The sequence below is a fragment of the Ochrobactrum teleogrylli genome (genome assembly GCF_006376685.1).
GTDB classification, from domain to species: domain Bacteria; phylum Pseudomonadota; class Alphaproteobacteria; order Rhizobiales; family Rhizobiaceae; genus Brucella; species Brucella teleogrylli.
Genome location: NZ_VEWL01000014.1, coordinates 41,450 through 66,847 on the forward strand (window position 1 = coordinate 41,450; position 25,398 = coordinate 66,847).

Genomic DNA, 25,398 nt, shown 5'->3' on the forward strand with positions numbered 1-25,398 from the left:
TCCGGGTTCTGCTTCTTCATCAAAGCGCCTCCACAAAGTTGGGATGGCGGCTATTTCGGAACCAAGCGTTCTTCTGGTTGTTGTTCTTGGTGAGGGGCCCAGAAGAGGTGCATGTATGTCATTTCCCAGCCAAGACGCCATGGCGAACAAACTTTTGGCTTTGCTCCCGCCTGACGATTATGCTGCGATCATCCGTGAAACCGTGCATGTCGATCTTCCGCGGGGTGTCACTATCGCGGAAAAAGGCCGGTCAATCACAAAAGTCTATTTTATGACATCCGGCATCGGCTCCATTGTGGTGACAACCGCTGAAGGTCACCGGGCCGAGGCGGGGCTGTTTGGATTTGACGGTTATGTGCCGACCTCGGCAATTGCCGGTGTTGAAACAAGCTCTTACGATGTCTTCATACAGGTCGCAGGCGAAGCGTACGAAATACCCTATGACCGGTTTCGTCATTGGATGGCCAGTAGCTGCAATTTCTCCAATATCATGATCCGGTCAATAGAAGCCTTTTCGGTTCAACTGGCCCACACTGCGGCTTCCAACGCCATTCACGATGTTCCTCAACGCCTCGCGCGCTGGTTATTGATGTGTGACGATCGGATATCCGGCAGCGAAATCGCCCTGACCCATGAATTCATGTCTATCATGCTTGCGGTCCGGCGACCAAGCGTGACCACTTCGCTCCATATATTGGAGGGGCTGGGCCTGATCAAATCCGTGCGCGGAGCGGTTCTCATTCGCAGCCGCCGAGGATTGGAGCAATACGCGCGGGATGCTTACGGCTGGCCGGAAAAAGAGTATTCACGTCTGATGGGCAGTTTTGACTGCGCCCGTTCCGATCCGGTCTAACCGCTCAGACCAAAAAGACGACGATATTCCTCTTCCGGTTTGCCGTAGGCTTCACCGGCAAAATCCTCCAAACCCTTTCGATCACGAACCGTAATACGGCCTCTTTCGGATATGATCAGCTTTTTCCCTTCCAGCACGTGCAGGCCGGTCGTGATGCTGGGACGTCTGACGCCGAGCATCAACGCGATGAAATCGTGGGTGAGCACGATTTCATCCCCGTCGGTCCGGTCGTGAGACATCAAAAGCCAGCGAGCCAGACGTTCGTGAATATGCAGATTCACATTCGCCCAGACTGTGTAGGATAATTGCGAGGCGAAGGTCTGAATGTAACGAGCCAGCAAATTGGCGAACAAGCTGTTGCGGTTGATTTCCGCCCGCGCCGAGCCGATTTCGATCCGATGGCCAGAACCACTGACCTGCATGACGACTTCATGGATACTGGTCGTTGCGCCAACGGCCGCCGATGTGGGCGAAAATCCCTCGCGACCGAACATGCCCGCTTCCACCATTGGACCTTTATCAGACACGGTGATGACCGATCCGATGCCTTCGCAGAGAAAGTAAATATAATCGATAGGTTGGTCAGCTTTAACGAGTACCTGTCCACGTTCCAGGGTAACAGGCTCCAATAAAGTTTGAATTTGATTGTAGATGTCTGGCGGAAGGCTTTTTAACAGGCGGTTTTTCACTGTATTTCTGTCGTACATCTTGTTTTTCTTCGGGTAGAGTACGAGCGCCTCGCCGTCACGCTCCCAATCCTCTTTGACGGTTTTAAGTCTATAACACTTTGATCCGGCAAATGATTTTTGGTACGCTAGCGGACAATTCCGGCAAAGCCAGCCAATCAGGAGCCACTTTCGGGAAAGCCGCTTTGTTGAGATGTACTTCAAAACGAGCAGCTTTGCAGAAATGGGACTTAGAAGGGGAGTCCGATAGTGGCAACAGGCGGCCTGAAGAACGGAGACCGCGGGAAAGCTATATGGTCTGTACGTTAGCAGACCCTTTAATACGCGGCTGAGAAGTAGGCGCATAATGGTTTTTTAATGGAGGCAGACATGCCATTATTCCACGAAGCAAGCCGCATTTACAGCCAGGTCGAGGTCGACTTCATGCGCAGTTGTTATACATTGGCGGCGATCATCCTCGAAGAGAGTGATCATGAATATTCGGGCCGGGATTTGGCGTCATCCATCCTGCTTCTCTATGATAGCGGGCTGCGGGACCAGAACTATATTGTAGAGCTTTCCGCCCGGCTCTCGCACAAGAAGTACGCAGATCGTCATCAGCCGAACACTGGGGTAGCAAATTCCAATGCACGCCAAGGGGTCATTGCGGATGACACCTAACTGTGCTTGTTTTCAAAGGAACCGCTTTCGGCTTGAAAACACCGGCGCTAAAGGCCTTCATGAACAATAATGATGCTCTGCGCATGTTTCTGAGCCGTAGCGCTGTAGAGATCGCTCCGCAACTGATTGGCTGGACGTTTCGCGTCGGCGAAGTCGGCGGTCTGATTGTCGAAACTGAAGCCTATTGCAGAACTGACCCGGCCTCTCACAGTTTCTCTGGTCCGACGCGCCGAAACGCCTCCATGTTTGGAAGTCCGGGCAGCGCCTATGTTTATCGGATATATGGCCTGCATTGGTGCATGAACATTGTCTGCGCCGATGCATCTGCCATACTCCTGCGGGCAATCGAGCCGCGACAGGGCATACCGCTCATGCAGGAACGGCGAGGTATTACGGACCTGAAGCAGCTTTGTTCGGGGCCGGCGAAGCTTGCCCAGGCTTTGGCAATTTCCGACGAGTTGGATGGGGCTGCACTTGATGCCGCCCCGTTTTTGCTTTCGGCGCCTGAACAGCCATGCACTGTCGATTGCGGTCCGCGCATCGGTATCAGTCGAGCAGTTGAGGAGCCCTGGCGCTTCTGGTTGCGAGGGTCCGGTTTTGTCAGCGGGCCAAAATCGCGTTTGAATGCCCCGAAAGTCACGCCGTAACAGTCCCGGAAACTTAGCAAAGTTGCCTTGTCGCGCCTGCTTTAAAAGACAAGCGCAAGCGGGCAGTTTGGAACAAACCCCAATTCGCAAGGTTAGGACGCAAGCTCCTGTCACTCCAAGTGGCTCACAACCGTTGAAAAAGGGGAGGCGAACCATGCCCGCGAGCAAAAGGCCGAGCGCCGAAGACAAGCCGATTACAATCCACGACCAGAAGCTTTTTCCCGGCAACAGTGGCGATCTTCACCAGATTGCGACTGACGATGTTCCGGTCATGACGACATCTCAGGGCGGGCCGGTATCAGACGATATGAACACGCTTAAAATCGGCGAATCCGGCCCAACGCTGACCGAGGATTTCCATTTTCGGGAAAAGATTTTTCATTTTGACCATGAACGCATACCGGAACGTGTCGTCCATGCGAGAGGATATGGCGCGCACGGTTATTTTGAGACCACCCGGTCGATCTCCGAATATACGCGCGCCGATATATTCCAGCGCGTTGGCGAGAAAACACCGGTCTTCGTCCGCTTTTCCACGGTTGCGGGTTCAAAAGGCTCGTTCGATCTCGCCCGTGACGTGCGCGGTTTTGCGGTCAAGTTTTACACCAAGGAAGGCAATTGGGATCTCGTGGGCAACAATATTCCAGTCTTCTTCATTCAGGATGCGATACGCTTCCCTGACATCATTCATGCCGTGAAGGAAGAGCCGGATCGCGCTTTTCCGCAGGCACAATCCGCTCACGATAATTTCTGGGATTTCATCAGCCTGACGCCGGAATCCATGCACATGATCATGTGGATCATGTCGGACCGCGCAATCCCACGCTCGTTTCGCTTCATGGAAGGGTTCGGTGTCCATACGTTCCGCTTCTTGAACGAGGACAATCAATCGACATTCGTCAAATTTCTCTGGAAACCGAAGCTTGGACTGCAATCGGTCGTCTGGAACGAGGCTGTGAAGATCAACGGGGCCGATCCGGATTTTCACCGGCGCGATCTCTGGACTGCCATTCAAACCGGTAACTTCCCGGAATGGGAATTGTGCGTGCAACTCTTCGATCAGGAATTTGCGGACAGCTTCGATTTCGACGTGCTGGATCCGACCAAGCTGATACCCGAAGAAATTCTCCAGCCGATTTCGGTCGGTCGGCTGGTCCTCGACCGCATGCCGGAGAACTTTTTCGCGGAGACCGAGCAGGTTGCATTCATGACGCAGAATGTGCCGCCCGGCATTGATTTCTCAAACGATCCTTTGCTTCAGGGGCGCAATTTTTCCTATCTGGACACCCAGCTGAAGCGGCTCGGTGGACCGAATTTCACCCAGCTTCCCATCAACGCGCCCAAATGTCCGTTTGCGCATTTTCAGCAGGACGGGCATATGGCTATGCGCAATCCAGACAGCCGGGCCAATTATCAGCCCAATTCCTGGGGGAAGGGGCCGCGCCCCGATCCAGTCAACGGCTTCCGGTCTTTTGAGGCGCAGGAAAGCGGTGAAAAAGTCCGTTTGCGCCCGGAGAGTTTTAACGATCATTATAGCCAGGCTCGCCAATTCTATCTGAGCCAGACATCGGTTGAGCAAAGACATATTGCGATGGCGTTGACCTTCGAACTGTCGAAAGTAGAAACGCCCATTATCCGCGAACGGATGGTCTCGCATTTGATGAATATTGAAGAGGGGCTGGCAAACGAGGTCGCGGAGAGGCTTGGCATCCGCACAATGCCAAAGCCTGCCGATGCTCTTGCACCCGTTCGCCAGGATCTCCCTCTGTCGCCAGCGCTCAGCATTATTGAAAATGGCCCCTCAAGCTTCAAGGGCCGCAAGATCGGCGTTCTTGTGGCGAATGGGACGGATATGGAACTGGTTGAAGCGATCCGTGAGGCGGCTGTGACAGAAGGAGCGGTGATAGAACTTGTCTCTCCAACAGTTGGCGGTTTTGAGACCTCTGCTGGCGAATGGATCGTGGCCCATCATATGATTGATGGTGGCCCCTCTGTTGTGTTTGACGCCGTTGCCCTTGTCCTGGCAGAAGAGGCGGCCAATAGATTGACCGGAGAAGCTGCAGCGCGTGATTTCGTGGCCGATGCTTTTGCGCATTGCAAGTTCATCGGGTTCAATTCCGGGGCCCTTCCGCTCCTTGCAAAGGCGGGCATAGCGCCGGATGCCGATAAGGGCCTGCTTTCCATCGACAGTGCGACTTCGATCCCGGTTTTTGTCGAAGCTTGCCGCAAGCTCAGGTTCTGGCCGCGCGAGGAGGCCGTAAAACTGTAACCAAGTGGCCTTCCCCGTTTGTCCGCTAATGCAGTGAGAGAGACATGAACAATCAACCCAAATCAGTTCGCACCGCAGACGATGATCACTATAGCAAGCCTGGACCAGACGAGGAAACCGGAGGCGTCACCGGCGCCATGGGAGAAGGGCTATCGGCATCCGATGCGCCTGAACCCGCTTTAAGCAAGCCTGTGGTCTATTTGAAGAAAGGCTGCTCTTTCTGTTTCAAACTGCGGCTCGCATTGCTGGAAGCCGGAATGCTTGATTGTATTGAGCTTATCGAGTTTGCCGAAGGAACAACTGAGCAGGCTCAGATCAGGGAAAAATTGTCCCCGGTGCTGGAGGATTTGAGCTTCCCCGCTGCAGAGGTTGAGCGGGGCAAGTTCATGAAAGGCTCCGATGCACTAATCAAGTATTTTCTCGGTCAGAAGGGCATCAAGGCCGAGGCACTCCCGACGCTACAGGCATATATTGACGGGCCATTCGCTCAGCTTGTTGAGCGCGTTAAAAACGATTAGCGAGATGGGGGCGAGGATGAGCCCGAATTCCTTGCACAAACTGAAGGGTGCTGGCTATCTCGTTTCCACGCTAAGCGTTTTGCTGTTGGCAGTCGTCAGTTGGGACGGCGCGCAGAAAAGTATTTTGCTGACGATATGTTTGATATCCGGCGCGGCAACATCCATTATCGGCATGTTCTGCCGCTGGCTTACCTATCAGATTGAGAAGAACCAACAGAATGGCGATTGAATAGTCGCGCGACGAATTATCACTCTGTCTTCGCGTTCTAATTGCTTTTAGAAATACCTCTCCAGCCGATTACCTTCGCCGAAGCCACTTTCCTTGCAGAACTCCATTTCAGTAGCGTCGCGATCAGCACTTAAGTGCAGCAGGCAACTCGCGCCCATTATCTCATAAATAGATGTATATTATAAGTTACTAATTTTCTTTATGTTAACATTAATTCAGATTACACTAAACAAGTCATCACGAAATTGTATAAGTATATCTCGTGGGTTTGTTGCATTGGTCACGTGTTCTAGGCGCACTCTGACCAGCACGACGGAATGTCAACGGATTCGGAGGGAAGAATGCTAAGATATCTGACCATGGTGGGGGCTATCGCGGTTGGTGCAACAATTGCGCCGCCGTTCACTCTCGAAGCAAAAGCTCAAACGACTGTCGAGTGCCGCTCAAGAGACTACAAATACGATGAATGCTACGCCGGGCCGCTGTCCAGGCCACAACTTATCCATCAAACGTCAAGCTCTGCTTGCATACTGAACCGCACGTGGGGATACAATCCAAAGAGCCGCTATATATGGGTTGCGCAAGGGTGCTCCGGCGTTTTTGCAGATGTCGGTGGCTATCACCATGGCCGAGGCGATGGGTTCGATCCGGGTGCGCGCCAGTATGATCATCATGGTCATGATATTGGCGGTGTTGTCGCAGGCGCAGTTCTCGGTGCAATCGTCGAGGGAATGGTTGCCGATAACAAGCACAAACACAGCCATGCAACAAGCAACTACCGTGACTCCGGTGACTATAATGGCTGCCACGGCATTGGGTGCACTGTCGACAGGCCGGATAGCTCTGAGCGTATCGATAACACACCGCAGTTCGATAGAAACGGCGAACCCAACTACGATACGCATGGCAATTATATCGGCTGTCACGGTGTCGGATGTTTGGTGGACAGCCCTGATTAGCAGCTTGCATAGATGAGGGCGCGCAAACGCGCCGCCCTTATCTTTAAAACGCAAAGCAAATGGCAATGTTGTTATGCGTCGTCAAAAATAAGATTTCGTATTTACTTCGAATCTGCCATAGACAAGAAGCTCTTAATGGGCGGGGGCGCGGCGGCTGTTAATATTGGCCGTCGGGTGGATTAATCTCTGGCCGGATGCGTCGCTGCCACGAAATGACGTGGTCGCCCTTTTCTAAAAGTCAGGATGACATTGCAGATCGCGAACTACAGGAAGTCAGCTAACAAAGACCTCTAAAAATGCAGTCGTCGTCGTGTTTCCAAGTTTAAATGTTGCTCTGGTGCCGTGTTCTTTCGAGACGGGCTTGATCCAGCATAGCCTCGCACGCGGCCATCTGTTCCCCCATATGAGGAGTATCGAATGCCACGATTGAATTTAAAGTACCTCATACTTGCAGCTGTGCCTTTGGTAATCACTGGCTGTGTCACCGCAGATGAAGTCTTCCAAGACAAATGTTCCTCCTTCGGCTTTCGCCCGGGCACCGATGCCTTCGCGAACTGCATGATGCAACAAAGTGCGCTTCATGAACAAGATGAGCAGCGCGCTCAGGATCGCATTCAGGCACAGGAAGAGCGTGATCGTGAACGCAAGCGGGAGCGCCGCCGCCGTGAAGAAAGCCAGATAGATACACGGCCACAGTTCGACAGGGACGGCAATCCGAACTTCGATACACAAGGCAATTATACCGGTTGCCATGGCGTGGGATGCGAAGTCGATAATCCGGATACCGACAACTAAACGGACGGCTGGATCAACAATCGAAAGCTTTCGTGCCGTCCTCGCGAGGGGGATACTGAATTCTTTTTAGTGTCCCCCGTTATATGCGCGTTCACTGAAAATGTACGAAATAAATACTCATTTGAAATGCATAAGCGATTAAATTTATTGTAGGGCCAAAGACCTGGTGTTAGTCGATTTTTAAAAGGAGCGGCTATCAACCCTCCAAATTACATAGCGCGGGTTCCCCCCTTTATTGCCCTCGTTATCGCCGTTTAAAGAAAAGGCCCTGAACTATGTTAACTGCTGCCCTGGAGTGGTCCGTTCCGATATTGCTTTTCCTTTGCGGGATCGCACTTATCGTCGCGGCAAAGTTGAACGCGACGACCATAAAATGGGGCGTCGGTTTGTGTCTTTTGGGCGTCGGTTATTCGTTGATGCTTATTCGTACTGAAAGCTTTTCCGCTATTAAACCGCTTGGTGAAGATCTCCTGATACTGTCGGGGATTGCAATTTGCTGCCATGCGTTTGCGAGCAAGTTTAAGCTTCGGGTTATATCGATTTTGGATGCGCTGATTATTTTTCTCTCTTTAGCAACGGCTGCTTTTTCATTGTTCTATTTTCAAAGTGTTAGGCTGGAAAGTCTATCTATTCTAATAGGATGTGCTTTTCTTTTGCTTTCATATTTATCACGCGTAAAATTTGGAACAAGAATCGCTAGTGAATTGATATTAATATTCGTTTTTTCTCTTGCTTTTCTTTGTTTGCTGGTGCAAGCGGCGGCATATATATTTGTTCAAGACGTCGATCCAAAAATAGGTCTATGGAGTAATTCCATATGGGGCGTCTTTCTGCAATATACTGGTCTTTTCGGCGGTCTTATACTCGCGCTGTCAGTGCTTCTGACAATAAATTTGGATATCATTGCTGCCTATCGAGATAGGATAAGCCGAGTTCCCGATACGCTTCCCTTATCGAAATCGCGTGCGTTGGATCAGTCGTCCGCTACGGTCGAAGCCTCTGTGCTGCACAGCGGAGCGGAGATAATGCATTCTTCTGCCGATTTTTCGAAGACGTCCACTATTTCGATGAATGGCGTAAAACAGCGGGAAGTGGAACAGACTGAATTTCCGGATATGGATGAAGCTATACGTGCATGTCTTGCCAAATTGACAAGTGCAGCCGAATTCTCCAGATCGCCGCGTGCGCGGAAATTTCTTATCTACATTGTCGAAGAAACCCTTTCAGGGCGGGCGGACAGAATAAAAGAATATACAATCGCCCTAGATGTATTTGACCGGAAAAGCGGGCACGATCTTGCAGGCGATTCACTCGTGAGAACAAGTGCCAAGAGGCTCCGGCAATCACTGGACGCCTACAATAACGGGAAGGGAAAGCTGGAACCCATCCATATCGCGATCCCCAAAGGAAGCTACATACCAAAGTTTTTCCGTAACATTCCGTCCGATATCAACCCCGTCTGACGTTTCGCGGTGGATGTGACGGTTACGTAACCTCCCCAAATCGTGTTGCTTATATAAGAAATATTAAAAGTAGCATATTCTGATTGAGCGTTGGTCAATACGAGGGGGTTAAATAATGCGTTTAAGGGATGCGCATGGTTGATCGGATATACTGGTTGTCAGCGGCCAGTTTGAGAAGCTTATATTTATTAATCGGCGAACTGCGGATGGATTTCAGACATGCCACCTGGCGACTAAAGTTGCAAGGCGGCATTTTTCGGCGCACATATCCCTCTGCTCGAACCCAGCCCTTTCGCGACAGAAAAGAAGTTCTACCCTCGCGTGAGTGGGTAATCGAAGTCCACAGAACATCGTTGGCTGTCCGCACTCTCCAACGCAGGCACTGTGACAGACCGCTGTCAGTTCGCCCCCAGTTAACTGGCAGCGGTTGCCCTTTTGTTGCGCAGAACGAACGGATTAGTACGGTTTTGAGTTGGGCGATCAGATGAAGTGGCTCGACAGTATTCCCGAAGAATGGGGTAAGCTGCACAAGACCGATCAAAGCGCGGTCACTCTTACCCGGACCGGGCCAAATCAAATCCAGATTGTGGCCCCAGATCCCTTCGCGCTTATCCTGCTCACACCGCAGATAAAACGGGAGGCGAGGATAGGCTCCGACCGAAGCACCACTGCGAATGTCCCGGTGGGGTCGCTGGAGCTTATTCCGGATCAGGCTGATCTCTTCGCGCGCTGGCGCACGCCAAAGGAAAACATCCTGTCCTGTTTTGGAAGCGATCGGTTGCGTAATCTGGCCGGTCTAGAATTTGAAACGGATGAGTTTGAGTTAAGGCCGTTGAGCCCTGGGCGGATAGATAAGACGGCATTGGCGCTTGCGCGGCTCATGCGGGAGGAGATTTTACGCGGAAACGACAGCTCTAATTTGCTGTACCTGGATTCCCTGAATGTCGCGTTATGGCTGCATCTCCTGCGAAATCATTCTTCCATTAGGAAAACTACGTATAACGGTCTCGCAGGTGGATTCTCGGCAAGGGCCTGGCGCACGGTGGACGATTATATGCGCTCGCATCTTGCAGATACCATTCCTATCGAAACCCTTGCAAGTTTGGCGCGCTTATCGGTCAGCCATTTTTCCCGCGCTTTTCGTCAAACCACCGGCAAAAGCCCGCATCAGTATCTCATTGATCTGCGTGTCGAGCGCGCAGAACTTCTCATTCGCGCCGACGATCTACCGCTCGCCGAAATCTGGCGGATTTGCGGGTTTGGAAGCCAAAGCCATATGACTTCCCTGATAAGGGAACGCTTGCATACGACACCCACAAAGATACGGCGTGGCGAAATATAACTGCGCAGGCAGGTTGTCTCTTAACTTGCCGCATTCCAAAGGGCCGCCATTGTTCGAAAACGACTGTCATATCTGAATTCAATCAGAAACGAATAACAGCATCTGATTTAGTAGCGATAACTCAGATATGCATGCTCATATAGCGAGTATCAGCAGCACCCTTTCTGGAAGGATTGCTGATAAATTCGGTACTTTTCAAAGGAGGCCCTTTCCATGACCGATCATTCCATCAAAGGCAAAACCGTCATTATTGCTGGCGGTGCGAAAAATCTGGGTGGGCTTATCGCGCGTGATCTCGCCTCTCATGGCGCCAAGGCAATCGCGATCCACTATAACAGCGCAGCAAGCAAAGCGGATGCCGATGCCACCGTTGCCGCTGTCAAGGCGGCAGGTGCGGAAGCCGTTGCATTTCAGGCCAATCTGATCACGGCTGGCGCGACGGAGAAGCTTTTCGCTGACGCGATTGCAGCCCTTGGCAAGCCGGATATTGCCATCAATACCGTCGGCAAGGTCTTGAAGAAGCCAATGACCGAGATCTCCGAGGCTGAATATGACGAGATGTCCGCAGTCAATGCGAAAGCCGCGTTCTTCTTCATCAAGGAAGCAGGCAAGCAACTGAACGATAACGGCAAAATCTGCACGCTGGTCACTTCGCTGCTCGGGGCTTATACGCCGTTTTATTCGAGCTATGCCGGTACGAAGGCTCCCGTCGAACATTTCACGCGCGCCGCTTCCAAGGAGTTCGGTGAGCGCGGGATTTCAGTGACCGCTATCGGACCCGGTCCCATGGATACGCCGTTCTTCTACCCCGCTGAAGGTGCGGACGCGGTGGCCTATCACAAGACAGCCGCAGCACTTTCGAGCTTCTCGAAGACAGGCCTCACGGATATTGGCGATATTGTTCCGTGGATCCGCTTGCTGGTCTCGGAAGGCTGGTGGATGACGGGTCAGACAATTCTCGTCAATGGCGGTTATACAACCAAGTAGACCAGTAAAGGCGGATCGAGTACGCTCGGTCCGCCGGTGCCCGTTCAGATTTTAGGCGATAGAGGAGCGAGACGATGCAGCGATTGATGATGTTCGGTTTGGTTGTGTTTGCTGTGCTCCAGTCTTCTCTTGCCTATGCCGATTTGAAGGCGGCGGATCGCCGGCTGAATGATCTTTATGGTCAGGTCATCAATGCCTTGCCGGATGGAAGTCAAGCGCAGCTCAAGGAAAGCCAGCGCAACTGGATCAAGTACCGCGACAGTGAATGCCGCTATCAGCAAGTAAACTACGCGATCATGGTGTCTGAAGCGGATTGCAAGGAAGTTCTGACGCGTCAAAGAATAGGTCTCTTGAGCCAACAGCTGGGTTGGCTGAAAAAAATCGGACAGCAGGACGATTCCGATGCAGCCATGGATTGCAGACAGGAGATTGGTGCGAAAGCAGCCAATATTCTCGTCAACCAATGCAAGGAAATTTCACCCGCCACCAACCCGCCATGCAATTCGGGAAATTCATGCGATTTGATCAGGGATGAAATCAAGCGCGGTTGCGGCATGGTAGGCGGCAAGAAGCCATCCTATTGTCAGTAGCTCGATCCTCTGCAGGTAGGCTGAATTCACTCAGCCAGAATGGCAGCCCTAAGCCAACGAATGAGATATCAACCGTCGTTGGGAAAGGTGCGCCCTAATAGCAGGTCGTTATAGATAAGGTAGTCACTCTTCTCACCAATCATGTATGATTAACACATTGTTTTGATTGATTTTAAGTAAACCGTGGGTTGTTGAATGCGCCCTTAAGTGTTAGTCGATCAGCAGACAGGACGGCGTAAGCAATCCACGTTTTTGCGTGGCATACTCGGCCTTCTGACATCAGTTAAGTCTGTATTCAACTAAATGATTGTAAAGGCCGCCGTATGATCAATTCCGCTTTGGAATGGTCCGTTCCACTATTGATCCTTGTTTGCGGTTTTGGCCTGATTGTTGCTGCCCGGTTCGGTTTTCCAACAATTCTATGGGGCCGCGGATTATGCCTGCTTGGAGCTGGCTATGGCCTGATGCTCTTTCGCACGGCCACATTTTCGGCGGTTAAACCTTTGGGAGAGGACTTGCTCATTCTGGCGGGCGTGGCCCTATGCTGCCGCGCGCTGGTTTACCATTTCAAAATGCCAAAGAAGCCGGTTTTAGAAATCGCTCTTGTCGTGATTTTCCTTGGCGCAGCGGCACTATCGCTGGTGCTTTTTCAAAGCGTGAGGCTTGAGACGCTGTCGATACTCAGTGGCAGCGCATCACTGACATTGGCGTCTCTCTGGCAGGTGAGAGCAAAGAAGAAATCCTCTTCCGAGAATGTACTTTTTGTGACCTTTATTGTCATCTTCGCGTTTCTTTTGGTTCAGAGTGTCGTCTATCTGTTTTTGAGCGACGCCGCGCCTGAGGTCGGCTTTTGGAGCCGTTCGTTCTGGGGCGTCATGCTGCAATATACGGGGCTTTTCGGCGGCGTTATCTTAACGTTTTCGATTGTCCTTGCGGTGAGTATCGATCTGATCAACGGCTATCGCGATATGGCTCACACGGACTCGCTCACACGTGTTCCAAACCGCAGAGGTCTGCAGGCGTTCCTGCGCTCGTTTCAGCTGGCCAATGGGTCGGTCGAGCCAACGACAATCATTCTTGCGGATATTGATCACTTCAAAACGGTGAATGATCGGTTTGGCCATCATGCCGGCGATATGGTTTTGACTGATTTTGCTCAATTGTTACAGGAACGGGCTGGCCCGGGAAGCTGCGTGGCGCGCTTGGGGGGTGAGGAATTTGTGGCACTTCTGCCCGGAACTTCTGCGGCGGTTGCAACCACTTTGGCCGAGGATTTGCGCCAAACATTTGCAGCCAGACGATGGCGCCATATATCTGCCGATCTGCAGCTGACCGTGAGCTTTGGCGTAACAGTGCTGGAACAGGGCGAGCCGTTTAAATCGGCAATCGCCCGCGCCGACAGCTATCTCTATCGTGCCAAGCAACACGGACGAAATCGCGTTGAAAGGGATCGAGCGGCGTAGTTCGGCGTTGCTTCCGCCTTGCCCGTCGAACAATGGCCAATTTGCCCGTTCCTGTATTAAGAAAGAAATTAGCGACGCGGGTTGCGCGGTGCCCCGTGACAGCGCGAGCAAGGCATGCCATAGGAAGGCCAAGTTATCACAAGGCCTCCCACACTCATGATCCGTATCGACAATATCAGTAAGTCGAATAGCCATCGCATTCTGTTTATCGAAACCTCCGCCGCATTGAACCGTGGTGAAAAGATCGGTCTTGTCGGACCAAATGGCGCCGGCAAGACAACGCTTTTCCGCATGATCACCGGTGAAGAAATGCCGGATGAAGGCCAGGTCACGGTCGAAAAAGGCGTGACGATTGGTTATTTCAACCAGAATGTCGGCGAAATGGGTGGGCGTTCGGCGGTTGCCGAAGTCATGGATGGCGCCGGGCCGGTCAGCATTGTTGCTGGGGAACTGCGCGAACTTGAAGCGGCCATGTGCGATCCCGATCGGCTCGATGAGATGGATGCGATCATCGAGCGCTATGGCGAGGTTCAGGCCCGCTATGAGGAACTCGACGGGTACGGTCTGGACGGCCGGGCGCGTGAAGTTCTGGCTGGCTTGAGTTTCAGTCAGGAAATGATGGATGGCGATGTCGGCAAATTATCCGGCGGCTGGAAAATGCGCGTTGCGCTTGCCCGTATTTTGCTGATGCGTCCTGATGTGATGCTGCTCGACGAACCAAGCAACCATCTTGATCTTGAAAGCCTGATCTGGCTCGAAGCTTTCCTCAAGAACTACGATGGCGCGCTGTTGATGACATCGCATGATCGCGAATTCATGAACCGCATCGTCACCAAGATTATCGAAATCGATGGCGGCTCGCTTAATTCCTATTCGGGTGATTATGCCTTTTATGAAGGCCAGCGTGCGCTGAACGAAAAGCAGCAACAGGCCCAGTTCGAGCGTCAGCAAGCAATGCTGGCCAAAGAAATAAAGTTCATTGAGCGTTTCAAGGCGCGCGCATCTCATGCATCGCAGGTGCAGAGCCGTGTGAAGAAGCTTGAAAAAATTGACCGTGTGGAGCCACCGCGTCGGCGCCAGACGGTTGCTTTCGACTTCGCGCCCGCTCCGCGTTCGGGAGAAGACGTGGTCAGTCTCAAGGGCGTCAACAAAACCTATGGTAGCCGCACGATCTATGACGGACTGGATTTCATGGTTCGCCGCCGTGAGCGTTGGTGCATTATGGGCGTCAATGGCGCCGGTAAATCGACGCTGCTGAAGCTTGTCGCAGGTGCAGCGGAACCCGATCAGGGGATTGTGAATCTCGGCGCCAGCGTGAAACTTGGCTATTTTGCGCAGCACGCGATGGATATTCTGGACGGCGATAGCACTATTCTCGAATGGCTGGAGCAGCGTTTTCCAAAGGCAGGGCAGGCTCCATTGCGCGCGCTAGCTGGCTGCTTCGGCTTCTCCGGGGATGATATCGAGAAGAAATGCCGGGTGCTGTCCGGTGGTGAAAAAGCGCGGCTAGTCATGGCCGCGATGCTGTTCGATCCGCCGAACTTCCTCGTACTCGATGAGCCGACGAACCATCTTGATCTCGACACCAAGGAAATGCTCATCAAGGCGCTTTCATCTTATGAAGGCACAATGCTTTTCGTATCGCATGATCGTCGTTTTCTGGCGGCGCTTTCCAATCGCGTGCTGGAACTCACACCGGATGGCATTCAGCAATATGGTGGCGGCTATACCGAATATGTCGAAAGCACAGGACAGGAAGCACCGGGCCTGCATGTGGGATAATGCGTAAAAACAAATAGATAGAGTGGTTCCCCGATTCCGTTTGAACCGGAACCGCTCTAGGTCGCGACTTTCCGAAGCGACTTCTCGATTTCTCCGCCGCAATAGGCATCGCCATAATCATTGAAGCTTTTGCTATCCAGCGCAGCCAGCGACGGTATCTCCTGCATCCGCTTGGAAAGACTCCATATCATCGGTGAGGTATCTTTGATTATGGTCTCAATTGTAGCGAACCTGTCGGCCATCGTAGACCAAACGATAGAAGTCACGATGTCGGCGATGCCGGGCTTTTCAGTTCCAAGCATAAATCCTGTATCGACTTTAAGCCCGTTTCGCTTGCCAGTATCTTGAAAAATGCGGAGCCATTGGCGTAGTCGGGGAACGAATTCGGTCCATTTTTCACGCGTCCACATTTCACGCCCGCCGTCGAGCGTCAGTTCATCGATGACGTCGTTGGCATCGTTTACAATCTTGGCTGTCAGTGCTCGTTTTTCGATCGTTGTTGGCAGGAGTTCCAGCCTTTCTCCGAGGTACATGGCGATCGCGGGCATTTGTGACACCGCAAAATTGCGCGGACGATCAATCAGCACCGGTGGGCCCATAAATGCGATCGGCTGCTCCTCGACATCAAGGCGCATGACTTCTTCAATCTCGCCGAAATCATGTTCATCCCAGGAACATTCAGCATAAGCCAGAATTCCTCGAATGAACTGGCCGCGGAATGGTACTGGCCAGTAGTAAAGATCGAAATGGCTCAATTGCCACTCTCCTCCTCGCACGCATCAAGGATAACCGGCCAGACCAGCTGAGGTTCCATGTGTTGGAGCTAAGCGGCGATTACTGTCCTCGGCGGGTCAAGGAGACGGAGTTTTTTGGTCTGGTCAGGAGACTCCAGCGGAGATTTGGTTCAGCAGCGCAAACAGGATGGCGGAGAGGATCGCGGCGGCGGGGACAGTCACTACCCAGGCGGCAGCAATGGTCAGCGCATGCGAACGGCGAACCAGCTTGCGACGGCGACGCTCTTCTACGGGAACAGAATTCAGTGGTAGAGCCTGGCGTGCTTTCTTCAACCGCCGTTCTGTGTCCCATTCGCGGAAAAAGCCGACCCCAAAGATCGCACCGATGGCAATGTGGGTCGAGCTGACGGGCAACCCCAGCCAGCTGGCCAGAATGACCGTGATTGCGGCTGAGAGTGAGACGCAATAGGCCCTCATCGGGTTCAGCTTTGTGATCTGATTGCCAACCATGCGAATGAGTTTGGGACCAAACAAGCACAAGCCGAAGGAAATGCCGCAGGCTCCAATCAGCATGACCCAGAGTGGTATTACAACGCCGTCAGTTAGCGTGCCAGTCTGTGATGTCTGGACAATTGCCGCGAGTGGCCCGACAGCATTGGCGACATCATTCGCGCCGTGGGCAAAGCTGAGCAAAGCAGCCGACACGACCAAGGGAATGCTGAACAGGACTTTAAGCGACTTGTTACGGTTTTCGAGGCCCCGGGACTGGCGGCGAATGACCGGGATCAAGGCAATCCAGCTTCCGATGCCAAATGCCAATCCGATAATCAAGGCTACCCCGATCGACACGTCGATCAGCTGCTTCAGTCCTTTCATGATCAGATAGGTTGCAAAGGTCCCCGCCATGAGCCCCACAAGGATGGGCACCCAGACGCGAGCCGCAGCAATTTTATCCGCGCGATAGACGATACGGGCCTTGATTAGCCAAAGAAAACCAGCCGCTATGATAGCGCCCAACACAGGCGAAATAACCCAGCTTGCCGCGATGGCCGCCATCTGGGACCAATTGACTGCGCCGAGGCCTGCCGCAACTACACCCGCTCCGACGACCCCGCCGACAACCGCATGAGTGGTCGAGACAGGCGCACCGATCCATGTCGCGAGGTTAACCCAGAGGGCAGAGGCAAGCAAAGCCGCCATCATTGCCCAGATGAACATCATCGGGGTGGCGAGCGTATCTGGCGCGATGATGCCCGTCGCCACAGTGGACACGACGTCAGCCCCCGCGATGAGCGCACCCGCACTTTCAAACACGGCGGCAATCGCAATCGCGCCGCCCATGCTCAAAGCATTGGCACCGACGGCAGGGCCCATATTGTTGGCCACATCATTAGCGCCGATGTTCAGGGCCATATAGGCGCCAAAAACGGCTGCGGCGACGACAATCAGCGTCTGGCTGGTCTGACCGAGCAGCATCGCCGCGCCAAGCCCGGCAAGGATGATAAATACCAGTGCGACGCCCGGCGCCACGAGCGGACGTGAAACGTAACTCGCTGCCGTTTCGAGGTTGGCGAAACGGCCCAAATCTCGATCCAAGGTCTCTAAGTGCCGAGCTTCGAGATCTTCGTTTGCCATGATTTACTCTTGATTACTAACGCGATGTAGCGGTCGAAATAGCCGCTTGTGAATGGTCCATTGAAGGAATTTTGAGCGTTTTTAACTGTCACAATTGAAAAAAGTCAATGACTCGACGCGGCGAAGATGCCTTCGGTCTGTCATTTCATAAGAACCGCCGACAACTTACAGGCCCTTGAAACGGCACCCAGTCGCCGTGGCGAACAAATTACGGCGCGCAGAACGCCGTGATTATCAATTTGCCGGCTAATCTCCCGACGGCAAAGGTGCACCTCATTCTGCGGAGGAGGCGCGGCAGTTCTGCCAGGCCCCAGCTGCGACATGGGATTTCATGCCGCCTGACCTTGCAGCGATCGCCATGCAGGGCAGGATTTCAAATCCGCAATAGCACGAAAATACCGTCTTGACTCTCAATCTGACATGTTACATGTCTAATTAGGAAATGGGAGGAAATCATGCGAAATTATCTTCTGGGCGCCAGCGCGCTCTGTCTTGTCGCCTTGTCCAGTCCGGCTTCTGCTGCCTGTTCCGACGCGGATCGCGTCGAGATCACCTGGTCTACGATTGCAGGTTTTTACACCGACGCCATGGCGCAGCTCGTCAATGACTTTCAGGAAAAGGAATGCGCCAAGGTCAATGTCATCAACATTGACAATTCCCAGCTCTATAACAAACAGGTTATCGAGATGGTGGGGCAGACCGGCGCTTATGATGTCGTGACGCTCAACAATGCGGAATATGCGGAGTTTGCGGAAAACGGCTTCATTCTGCCGATGACGGATTTTCTGAAAGACAAGCAAAGCATCATCGACGATATTCACCCCACTCTCGCCAATATGACGATCCGTTATAAGGACGATCTGTGGGGATTGCCTTATTATACCTATTCCTCGGGCTTCTTCTATCGCGCCGATCTTTGGGAAGATCCAACGGAGCAGGCCGCCTTCAAAGCCAAATATGGTTATGAGCTGGCGAAGCCCGCCGACTGGAAGCAGCATCGCGACATGGCCGAGTTTTTCACGCGCAAGGCGGGCGAAAAACTGAAGGGTGAAGTTCTGAAAAAAGACTTCTACGGTGTCGGTCTGATGGCCGGTCGTTTTCCCGACATTCAGGACGAGTTGTCGGCGCCTTTGTGGGACATGAAGTCCGACTGGCTGAACAGTGAGGGCAAGGTTCCTGTCGATGACGTCGAGAAGGTCCTGTCCGATTATATCGAACTTCTGAAATTCGCGCCTCCCGCGGCTTTGACCGTCACCTATGACGGTGTCATGAACCAGATGCGCGACGGCCAGATTGCGATGACGCATGACTTCTTCCTCGACCAATGGCCAAATGCGGTCAAAACCGAGGAAAGCGTGCCCGGAGCGAAAATGGCCGTCGCGGAGGCACCGGGTAAAATGTCTTATGTCGGCGGCTTCCTTCTGGCGGTTTCGTCGAGTTCGGCAAATCCAGATATGGCAATGAAGTTCATTGCCCATATCGGAGGACCGGAAGCGCAGGCGAAGTTTGCATCCTATGGCGGTGCGACCACCCTGATGTCGATCCTGACCGATCCGAAGTTCCAGACGCCGGAAGCCCGCAAGACCAATGGCGAATATGCAACGCTGGCCAAGGTCTTCGAGAGCATGAACGGTTTCACGTCCAATCTCGTCTCCTCGCCATTTGGCGCCAAGATCTACAACACCATGCAAATTCCGTTGCAGTCAGCGGCGGCCGGTCAGTTGACCGCGCGGCAGGCGGCTGAAAGCCTTGCGACTGAAGTTGAAAAGATCTGCGGCGGTCCTTGCCCCATCGGCAAGTGAACCAGATCGTTGTCGGACGGTATCCCAACAACGGATCAACTGGCATGTTTCTGGAAGCATTGAGCCTTCCTGTTGAAATGTCCAACAATCCACCCGGAGCGGTTTCCGCCCGACGCCACTTGCGGGCCGCTCCGGTATCCCTATCAGAAAACAGTCCGGATTCCTGTCATGAACAGTTATCACGCCCCGCCTGAAAAGGTGGCGTCCGACCGCGCATTCTCGGTCCTGCTTATCGTTCCTGCGATGCTGGTCATCGTTATCTTCGCGCTGTTGCCGCTTTATTATGCGGTGGACGTATCTTTCCGTTTTGCCGACCTCTCGCGTGGTAAACTGGGAGACTATGTCGGACTCGACAATTTCCGCACGATATTTGCCGACCAGGCCTTCTGGGCTGCGGTTTGGATCACGCTGAAATTCACCATCGTATCGGTCGGCCTGCAAATGTCGCTCGGCATAGCGATTGCGTTTCTCATCCACGGGGCGAGCTATGGCAAGGGCCTCATCCGGTCGATCATGATCCTGCCTCTGGCGACTTCGGCTGCCGTGACGGGGCTGTTCTGGCGCTACCTCTATGATACGCAGTTCGGCGTCGTAAACTGGGTGCTGGGCGCGTTCGGTCTGCCGGAGCCCAATTGGCTCGGCGATTTCAATATCGCGCTCTGGTCGGTCATTATTTTTGACGTCTGGCAGTGGACGCCCTTTGTGGCCCTGATTGTGCTGGCCGGGCTTCAGGCGCTGCCCAAGGAACCCTTCGAGGCTGCCGAACTGGACGGCGCATCCACATGGCGCGTCCTGCGCACGCTGACCTTTCCCTTGCTCAAGCCGGTTCTGTTCCTGATCCTCGTGCTGCGGACCATTGATTGCGTTCGTCTCTATGATGCGGTCGCAGTGCTGACGCAGGGTGGTCCTGGCACCTCGACGGAAACCATGACCTTCTATCTCTATCGCACAGGCTTGAAGCTTTTCCGCATGGACTATGCTTCGACCATGGCTGTCTTTTTCCTTTACGTGATGCTGGTGGCGTCAATCTTCGCGCTCAAGCCTTTGCTCAAGCAGTTCACCGATCGTGCAGGGGAGGCATGAGATGTTGCAACACAAGACATCACCACTGAAAGAAATTCTGCGCTATGCGGCGATCCTTGTCGTACTTCTGTTCTTTTTCTTTCCGATTTTCTGGATGCTGCTGACGAGCTTCAAGCCGGAATCGGCGATCATGGTGTCGCCACCCCAGTTTTTCTTCACGCCGACACTGGAAAACTACCAGCATGCGCTCTTTGACAAGGGGTTCCTTTTCTATGTGCGCAATACGCTCATCATTTCGGTGATCTCGACTGCAATCGTGATCGTTGTCGGCTCGCTCGCGGCTTACAGTTTCGCCCGTTATAATGTTGGCGATGGTCATGTGCTGTTCTTCATCCTGTCCACCAAGATGATGCCAGCCATTGCGGTGATCCTGCCTTATTTTCTGATCTTCCGCGATATCGGGCGCACCGGATTTGGCAAGTTCATGCATTTGGGGCTCGACCAGCATGGCGCATTGATCGTGTCCTATGTGATGTTCAATCTGCCGTTCGCCATCTGGCTTCTGGTCAGCTTCTTTCAGGACATTCCGCGTGAACTGGAACAGTCGGCGCGTATGGACGGTCTCAGTCGCATGAAAGTACTGCGCAAGGTGACGTTACCGCTGGCTGCACCCGGCATTGCCGTGACCACGGTTTTCACCCTGATTTTTTGCTGGAACGAGTTCCTCTTCGCCTACATTCTCACCCGCAAATTTGCCTCGACGGTGACGGTCGGCGTTGAAAGCTTCTTCACCCTGCAAGGCATTCTCTGGGGGCCCGTCGCCGCAGCGGCAACGATCTCGGTCGCGCCAATGCTTCTCTTCGTCCTTTTGATGCAGCGCTATATGGTCCGCGGACTGACTTTCGGCGCGGTGAGGGGGTAACGATGTCTTTCTCACAAATCTGGGATGCGGGCTTCAAGTCCGTGATGATCTACATCGGCGTTGTCTTCTTCTGGCTCTGCTCTCTTGAAGCACATTTTCCTGACCGTGGGTTTTCGGTCACGATCATGAATATCGTCGCCGCCATACTCGCCATTGGCTTCTTCATTTTCGCCCGTCAAAGCTGCCGCAAGGAGCGCGCGCTGGCCGAAGCTGAAATCGCCGCCCTCATGAAAGAGGTGGACTGACCATGTATAGTTTTGTCAACGTCCATAAACGTTACGGCTTGCGAACGGTTGCGCTGCGCAAGATCAATCTGGATATTCAAAAGCGTAGCTTCTTCGTTCTCTACGGTCCAGCAGGTGCCGGAAAGTCAACGATGCTCAACCTTTTGGGCGGCATCACCAGGCCGACATCGGGCGATATTCAGCGCGACGGCGTTTCCCTGTTGCCGCTGCCGCCCGAACGGCGCGATGCTGCGATGGCGTTTGAAAATTACGCGCTTTATTCGCATCTGAGCGTCGGCGAAAACCTCGCCTTTCCGCTCAAGGCGCGCAAGATGTCGCGTGCGGAAGTCGAAGACAGGGTCAAGCGGGTCTCGGGGATGCTCGGCATCGGCCATCTGCTCGATCGCCGTCCGGGCTTCCTGTCTGGCGGGCAGCGTCAGCGCGTGGCTTTGGGACGCGCTATCATCCGCCCGGCCGACATTTATCTTCTGGACGAACCCATCGGCCACCTTGACGCAAAGCTGCGTCACCAGATGCGGGCTGAACTCAAGGCGCTTGCGCAAGACCTCAATGCGACCGTGGTGTTCACCACCACCTCCAGTCGTGAGGCATTGGCGCTCGGCGACCGCATCGCGGTGCTCAATCTGGGCAAGCTGGAACAGGTTGGAACCCCTGCGGAGCTTTACCACAGGCCCGAAAACGCTTTTGTTGCCTCCTTCATTGGCGATCCCCCGATGAGTTTCGTTTCCGTGCGTGTGACAGGCGAAGGCAAGAGCGTCGGACTGACAAGCCTGGCCGGTGAAAAGATTGTCTCCGATGAACATTTCAGCCGCTTCAGCAAGCTGGATGATCTCAAGGCCGGCTTCCGGGCGGAAGCGGTTTCGCTTGGCGAAGCAGGTAAGTCCGGCACGATTGCAGGGCAGGTCAGCGTCGTCGAGCATCTTGGTTATGCGAATATTGCCGTCGTCAATGTGGGTGGGGATCAGGTGTCGATATCGCTGCCGACAACGACCTCTGTGCGCGCTGGTGACAGGGTCGGCGTTGCAATCGATCCCGGCAAGTTTCAGTTGTTCCAGGGCGAAAAGGCTCTGGAAGGAAGGGCCTGACACATGGCATCGATAAGAGCGGAAAACCTCGTCAAGCGATACGGCACCGTGGAAGCCGTGCACCCGCTGAATTTTGAGATTAATGACGGTGAATTCGTTGCTATTCTGGGGCCTTCCGGCTGCGGCAAGTCCTCGACCATGCGCATGATCGCTGGCCTTGAAACCGTTTCGGATGGTGCCATTTATTTCGACGGTAAAAAGGTCAACGATGTGCGCGCTCGCGATCGCAACGTCGCCATGAGCTTTGAGAATTACGCGCTCTATGCGCCGATTACCGTTTTCGAAAACATCGCCTTTCCGCTGCGCGCATCCGGCATGAGCGATGCGGAGGTAAAAAAGCGTGTGCGCGACATCGCATCCAAGATGGAGTTGGAGTCTTTGCTCTCGTTGCGTCCGGGCGGTCTGTCGTCGGGGCAGGCGCAGCGTGTTTCACTGGCGCGCGCCTTGGTCAGAAAGCCGTCGGTCTTTTTGCTGGACGAGCCTATCAGCCATCTCGATACGCGTCAGCGTTATCGCATGCGGCGGTTCATCAAGGCGATCCATCAGGAATTCGCCCATACGATGATCTATGTGACCCATGATCAGGAAGAGGCTCTTGCGCTCGCCGACCGCATCATGGTGATGAGCAACGGCAATATCCAGCAATTCGACGTCCCATCGGAGATTTATCAACGCCCGAAAAACGCCTTTGTGGCGGGATTTGTCGGAGAGCCACCGATCAATTTTCTCCCCTATAAGGCAGCCTCCAACCGTGCGCTGGATGTGGAGGGCAATCATATCGATCTGCCGGAACATCTGCTGCCGCGTCTGCAAGAGGTAGGGCCACAGGGACAGATCGCAGTGCGACCGCATTTCCTGAAAATCGGCGCGCATGGTCCGATCCAGTTGAAAGCCAATGCCTTCATTACCGAGGAATTGCAGGATCACAGCATTGTCTTTGCCGATGTCGGCGCGACCCGCATATCCATCGTTACGCCGCCGGATATTTGTGTAGAACGCGGTGAGGCGATCACGATTTCCATCGATCCGTCGCAACTGCTTCTGTTTCATGCGGCAAAGGAAGACCAGTTCAAATGACGCGCAAGGCTTATGATTATATCGTCGTCGGTGGCGGCACGTCCGGTTCCTATATCGCGGCTAAAATGGCCGAGCAGGGCGCAAGTGTTCTGGTTCTCGAAGCAGGCGGATCGGATCGCAATCCGCTGATCCAGATGCCGGCAGGTTATGTGAAGCTGCTGAATGCTGCGCGCTATATGTGGTTTTTCCAGTCGGTACGACAGGAACAGCTCAATGGACGCACACCGGTCATTCCATCCGGCCGCGTCATTGGCGGCGGGTCGTCGGTCAACGCGATGGTTTACATCCGTGGCCAATCCACCGATTACGACCGCTGGGTGGAGGCGACCGGTGACGAGAGCTGGCGTTACGAGCGCCTCTTGCCCCTTTTCCGCGCCATTGAAGGCAATAACCGTTTCAACGACGATCTGCATGGCAGCGAAGGACCGATGAAAGTGTCGGATCCGCTGCATGTCAATGAGTTGTCGCGAGCATATGTACAGGCAGCGCAGGCCACGGGCCTGCCCTTCAAGGCTGACTTCAATCGCGGTCAGCAGACCGGAGCGGGCTTTTTTCAGCTCAACACGCATAATGGTCGACGCTGCTCGGCAGCCGATGCTTTCCTCTATCCGGCGACGAAAACGGGGCTCATCGATATATCAAGCGGCAGCCTCGTTCATCGCGTGCGCATCGAAAACGGACGTGCAAAGAGCGTAATATTCTCGCGTGGCAATGCCGTAACCGAGATCGAAGCGCAAAAGGAAGTGGTGCTTTGCGCCGGGGCCATCGCCACGCCGAAAATCCTGATGCTGTCGGGCATCGGTCCGCAACAGCATCTGAAGGCGCACGGCATCGACGTTGTGCTGGATCGCGCAGGCGTTGGCGAAAACCTTCAGGATCACACCGAGGTGCCGGTGCTTGCGTTCTGCAACGGCAAATACGGCTATTTCGGTCAGGATAGGGGCTGGAACCAGATCCGCAATGGCCTGCAATATCTTCTGTTCAAAAGCGGTCCGGTCACATCGAACGGGGTGGAAGCCGGTTCGTTCTTCGACCCGGATGATTTCTCTAACGACGCGAAAATACAGCAGTTCTGTATTCCTTCGGTTTATCTCGACCGGGGCACAGCCGATCTGAAGCCGAGCTATGGCGTCACCATCAATTCCTGTGTGTTGCGTCCGGCGTCCAGGGGAACGGTACGGCTGGGTTCCGGAAAGGCTGACGAACAGCCCCTGGTGAACCCGAATTATCTGTCCGATTCGGAAGATCTGCGCCTGTCTGTCGCTGGCTTGCGTCAGGCGCGCAGGGTGCTGAATTCGGCGCCGCTCAAGCATATGGTCGACCGCGAAATCTTTCCGGGCACCGGCAAGGATACGGATGAAGAGCTGGCCAAACATGCAAGGGCATTCGTCAAAACCGTTTATCATCCGGTCGGTACAGCGCGAATGGGGCGCGAGGACGATCCGTACGCGGTTGTCACCAGCGATCTCAAAGTGATGGGTGTCGAGGGCTTGCGAATCGGCGATACTTCCGCAATGCCGAATATCATCAGTGGCAATACCAACTCGACGACACTTGTGATCGCGGCAAAGGCAGTGGAAGCCATGGCCGGTACTGTGACCGGCGCCATGGGTAGCAAGCGGGCAGGATGAT

At 53.8% G+C, this 25,398-nt stretch carries 24 protein-coding genes; 21 read left to right on the top strand and 3 right to left on the bottom strand.

Features of this window, described 5'->3' with window-relative positions:
- Positions 1-115: 115 nt before the first annotated feature.
- The gene (locus FIC94_RS18590; protein ID WP_140026044.1) at positions 116-853 is read left to right on the top strand and encodes a Crp/Fnr family transcriptional regulator; all 738 of its coding nucleotides are present in this window, start codon (positions 116-118) and stop codon (positions 851-853) included.
- Here the strand turns inward: FIC94_RS18590 and FIC94_RS18595 are convergent.
- A complete protein-coding gene (locus tag FIC94_RS18595; protein ID WP_109365601.1) occupies positions 850-1,560 on the bottom strand; it encodes a Crp/Fnr family transcriptional regulator in 711 nt (236 codons plus the stop codon). The two genes, FIC94_RS18590 and FIC94_RS18595, sit on opposite strands and share 4 nt — an antisense overlap.
- Positions 1,561-1,908: 348 nt before the next feature.
- Between FIC94_RS18595 and FIC94_RS18600 the strand changes: the two genes are divergently transcribed.
- The 13 genes from FIC94_RS18600 (at position 1,909) to FIC94_RS18660 (ending at position 15,243) form a co-directional block, all read left to right on the top strand.
- Positions 1,909-2,199 (top strand): hypothetical protein, encoded by a 291-nt coding sequence (locus FIC94_RS18600; RefSeq protein WP_109366384.1) that lies wholly within the window; start codon positions 1,909-1,911, stop codon positions 2,197-2,199.
- A gap of 59 nt (positions 2,200-2,258) precedes the next feature.
- Complete coding sequence (locus tag FIC94_RS18605) at positions 2,259-2,846, top strand: DNA-3-methyladenine glycosylase (RefSeq protein WP_140025982.1); 588 nt, start codon at positions 2,259-2,261, stop codon at positions 2,844-2,846.
- Between the two features lie 154 nt (positions 2,847-3,000).
- A complete protein-coding gene (gene katE, locus FIC94_RS18610) occupies positions 3,001-5,115 on the top strand; it encodes a catalase (protein WP_140025983.1) in 2,115 nt (704 codons plus the stop codon).
- Positions 5,116-5,159: 44 nt separating this feature from the next.
- Positions 5,160-5,633 carry a glutathione S-transferase domain-containing protein gene (locus tag FIC94_RS18615; protein WP_140025984.1) on the top strand — a complete coding sequence of 158 codons (474 nt, stop codon included), beginning with the start codon at positions 5,160-5,162 and terminating at the stop codon, positions 5,631-5,633.
- Positions 5,634-5,649: 16 nt separating this feature from the next.
- Positions 5,650-5,862: a hypothetical protein gene (locus tag FIC94_RS18620; protein ID WP_124915777.1), complete on the top strand. Its 213-nt coding sequence runs from the start codon at positions 5,650-5,652 to the stop codon at positions 5,860-5,862.
- A 341-nt stretch (positions 5,863-6,203) separates the two neighbouring features.
- Positions 6,204-6,821, top strand: coding sequence for a DUF3011 domain-containing protein (locus tag FIC94_RS18625; protein ID WP_109365605.1), 618 nt, complete (start codon positions 6,204-6,206; stop codon positions 6,819-6,821).
- Between the two features lie 417 nt (positions 6,822-7,238).
- Positions 7,239-7,616: a hypothetical protein gene (locus FIC94_RS18630; RefSeq protein WP_140025985.1), complete on the top strand. Its 378-nt coding sequence runs from the start codon at positions 7,239-7,241 to the stop codon at positions 7,614-7,616.
- Between the two features lie 275 nt (positions 7,617-7,891).
- Positions 7,892-9,079: a hypothetical protein gene (locus FIC94_RS18635; protein ID WP_140025986.1), complete on the top strand. Its 1,188-nt coding sequence runs from the start codon at positions 7,892-7,894 to the stop codon at positions 9,077-9,079.
- Between the two features lie 484 nt (positions 9,080-9,563).
- On the top strand, positions 9,564-10,421 hold the full coding sequence (locus tag FIC94_RS18640; protein WP_140025987.1) for a helix-turn-helix domain-containing protein: 858 nt from the start codon (positions 9,564-9,566) through the stop codon (positions 10,419-10,421).
- A gap of 213 nt (positions 10,422-10,634) precedes the next feature.
- On the top strand, positions 10,635-11,408 hold the full coding sequence (locus FIC94_RS18645; protein WP_109365609.1) for an SDR family oxidoreductase: 774 nt from the start codon (positions 10,635-10,637) through the stop codon (positions 11,406-11,408).
- A gap of 74 nt (positions 11,409-11,482) precedes the next feature.
- Entirely contained in the window at positions 11,483-11,998 is a 516-nt protein-coding gene (locus FIC94_RS18650) for a lysozyme inhibitor LprI family protein (RefSeq protein ID WP_140025988.1), read from the top strand.
- Between the two features lie 323 nt (positions 11,999-12,321).
- Positions 12,322-13,461 carry a GGDEF domain-containing protein gene (locus tag FIC94_RS18655; protein WP_140025989.1) on the top strand — a complete coding sequence of 380 codons (1,140 nt, stop codon included), beginning with the start codon at positions 12,322-12,324 and terminating at the stop codon, positions 13,459-13,461.
- A gap of 156 nt (positions 13,462-13,617) precedes the next feature.
- Positions 13,618-15,243, top strand: a complete 1,626-nt coding sequence (locus FIC94_RS18660) for an ABC-F family ATP-binding cassette domain-containing protein (protein ID WP_140025990.1) — start codon at positions 13,618-13,620, stop codon at positions 15,241-15,243.
- 56 nt (positions 15,244-15,299) lie between these two features.
- Here FIC94_RS18660 and gst read toward each other — a convergent pair whose 3' ends face one another.
- Together gst and FIC94_RS18670 are read right to left on the bottom strand one after the other, a co-directional pair.
- Positions 15,300-15,998: a glutathione transferase, Atu5508 family gene (gene gst / locus FIC94_RS18665; RefSeq protein ID WP_140025991.1), complete on the bottom strand. Its 699-nt coding sequence runs from the start codon at positions 15,996-15,998 to the stop codon at positions 15,300-15,302.
- Positions 15,999-16,121: 123 nt separating this feature from the next.
- Positions 16,122-17,612 (bottom strand): inorganic phosphate transporter, encoded by a 1,491-nt coding sequence (locus FIC94_RS18670; protein ID WP_140025992.1) that lies wholly within the window; start codon positions 17,610-17,612, stop codon positions 16,122-16,124.
- A gap of 455 nt (positions 17,613-18,067) precedes the next feature.
- Here FIC94_RS18670 and FIC94_RS18675 point away from each other — a divergent pair, with 455 nt between their 5' ends.
- The 7 genes from FIC94_RS18675 to FIC94_RS18705 all read left to right on the top strand — a co-directional run bounded on the left by FIC94_RS18675 (position 18,068) and on the right by FIC94_RS18705 (position 25,397).
- Positions 18,068-19,414 carry an ABC transporter substrate-binding protein gene (locus tag FIC94_RS18675; protein ID WP_140025993.1) on the top strand — a complete coding sequence of 449 codons (1,347 nt, stop codon included), beginning with the start codon at positions 18,068-18,070 and terminating at the stop codon, positions 19,412-19,414.
- 168 nt (positions 19,415-19,582) lie between these two features.
- The gene (locus tag FIC94_RS18680; RefSeq protein ID WP_140025994.1) at positions 19,583-20,497 is read left to right on the top strand and encodes a carbohydrate ABC transporter permease; all 915 of its coding nucleotides are present in this window, start codon (positions 19,583-19,585) and stop codon (positions 20,495-20,497) included.
- 1 nt (position 20,498) lies between these two features.
- A complete protein-coding gene (locus tag FIC94_RS18685; RefSeq protein ID WP_121539057.1) occupies positions 20,499-21,359 on the top strand; it encodes a carbohydrate ABC transporter permease in 861 nt (286 codons plus the stop codon).
- A 2-nt stretch (positions 21,360-21,361) separates the two neighbouring features.
- Positions 21,362-21,604 (top strand): hypothetical protein, encoded by a 243-nt coding sequence (locus tag FIC94_RS18690; protein WP_140025995.1) that lies wholly within the window; start codon positions 21,362-21,364, stop codon positions 21,602-21,604.
- Between the two features lie 2 nt (positions 21,605-21,606).
- On the top strand, positions 21,607-22,689 hold the full coding sequence (locus tag FIC94_RS18695) for an ABC transporter ATP-binding protein (RefSeq protein WP_109365618.1): 1,083 nt from the start codon (positions 21,607-21,609) through the stop codon (positions 22,687-22,689).
- A gap of 3 nt (positions 22,690-22,692) precedes the next feature.
- Positions 22,693-23,766, top strand: coding sequence for an ABC transporter ATP-binding protein (locus tag FIC94_RS18700; RefSeq protein WP_140025996.1), 1,074 nt, complete (start codon positions 22,693-22,695; stop codon positions 23,764-23,766).
- Positions 23,763-25,397, top strand: a complete 1,635-nt coding sequence (locus FIC94_RS18705) for a GMC family oxidoreductase (protein WP_140025997.1) — start codon at positions 23,763-23,765, stop codon at positions 25,395-25,397. Before FIC94_RS18700 ends, FIC94_RS18705 begins: the two co-directional genes overlap by 4 nt.
- Position 25,398 lies beyond the last annotated feature (1 nt).

Coding starts and splice junctions, on each gene's coding strand:
- FIC94_RS18590 (WP_140026044.1), top strand. CDS start 116: ATGTCATTTCCCAGCCAAGACGCCATGGCGAACAAACTTTTGGCTTTG.
- FIC94_RS18595 (WP_109365601.1), bottom strand. CDS start 1,560: ATGTACGACAGAAATACAGTGAAAAACCGCCTGTTAAAAAGCCTTCCG.
- FIC94_RS18600 (WP_109366384.1), top strand. CDS start 1,909: ATGCCATTATTCCACGAAGCAAGCCGCATTTACAGCCAGGTCGAGGTC.
- FIC94_RS18605 (WP_140025982.1), top strand. CDS start 2,259: ATGAACAATAATGATGCTCTGCGCATGTTTCTGAGCCGTAGCGCTGTA.
- katE (WP_140025983.1), top strand. CDS start 3,001: ATGCCCGCGAGCAAAAGGCCGAGCGCCGAAGACAAGCCGATTACAATC.
- FIC94_RS18615 (WP_140025984.1), top strand. CDS start 5,160: ATGAACAATCAACCCAAATCAGTTCGCACCGCAGACGATGATCACTAT.
- FIC94_RS18620 (WP_124915777.1), top strand. CDS start 5,650: ATGAGCCCGAATTCCTTGCACAAACTGAAGGGTGCTGGCTATCTCGTT.
- FIC94_RS18625 (WP_109365605.1), top strand. CDS start 6,204: ATGCTAAGATATCTGACCATGGTGGGGGCTATCGCGGTTGGTGCAACA.
- FIC94_RS18630 (WP_140025985.1), top strand. CDS start 7,239: ATGCCACGATTGAATTTAAAGTACCTCATACTTGCAGCTGTGCCTTTG.
- FIC94_RS18635 (WP_140025986.1), top strand. CDS start 7,892: ATGTTAACTGCTGCCCTGGAGTGGTCCGTTCCGATATTGCTTTTCCTT.
- FIC94_RS18640 (WP_140025987.1), top strand. CDS start 9,564: ATGAAGTGGCTCGACAGTATTCCCGAAGAATGGGGTAAGCTGCACAAG.
- FIC94_RS18645 (WP_109365609.1), top strand. CDS start 10,635: ATGACCGATCATTCCATCAAAGGCAAAACCGTCATTATTGCTGGCGGT.
- FIC94_RS18650 (WP_140025988.1), top strand. CDS start 11,483: ATGCAGCGATTGATGATGTTCGGTTTGGTTGTGTTTGCTGTGCTCCAG.
- FIC94_RS18655 (WP_140025989.1), top strand. CDS start 12,322: ATGATCAATTCCGCTTTGGAATGGTCCGTTCCACTATTGATCCTTGTT.
- FIC94_RS18660 (WP_140025990.1), top strand. CDS start 13,618: ATGATCCGTATCGACAATATCAGTAAGTCGAATAGCCATCGCATTCTG.
- FIC94_RS18670 (WP_140025992.1), bottom strand. CDS start 17,612: ATGGCAAACGAAGATCTCGAAGCTCGGCACTTAGAGACCTTGGATCGA.
- FIC94_RS18675 (WP_140025993.1), top strand. CDS start 18,068: ATGCGAAATTATCTTCTGGGCGCCAGCGCGCTCTGTCTTGTCGCCTTG.
- FIC94_RS18680 (WP_140025994.1), top strand. CDS start 19,583: ATGAACAGTTATCACGCCCCGCCTGAAAAGGTGGCGTCCGACCGCGCA.
- FIC94_RS18685 (WP_121539057.1), top strand. CDS start 20,499: ATGTTGCAACACAAGACATCACCACTGAAAGAAATTCTGCGCTATGCG.
- FIC94_RS18690 (WP_140025995.1), top strand. CDS start 21,362: ATGTCTTTCTCACAAATCTGGGATGCGGGCTTCAAGTCCGTGATGATC.
- FIC94_RS18695 (WP_109365618.1), top strand. CDS start 21,607: ATGTATAGTTTTGTCAACGTCCATAAACGTTACGGCTTGCGAACGGTT.
- FIC94_RS18700 (WP_140025996.1), top strand. CDS start 22,693: ATGGCATCGATAAGAGCGGAAAACCTCGTCAAGCGATACGGCACCGTG.
- FIC94_RS18705 (WP_140025997.1), top strand. CDS start 23,763: ATGACGCGCAAGGCTTATGATTATATCGTCGTCGGTGGCGGCACGTCC.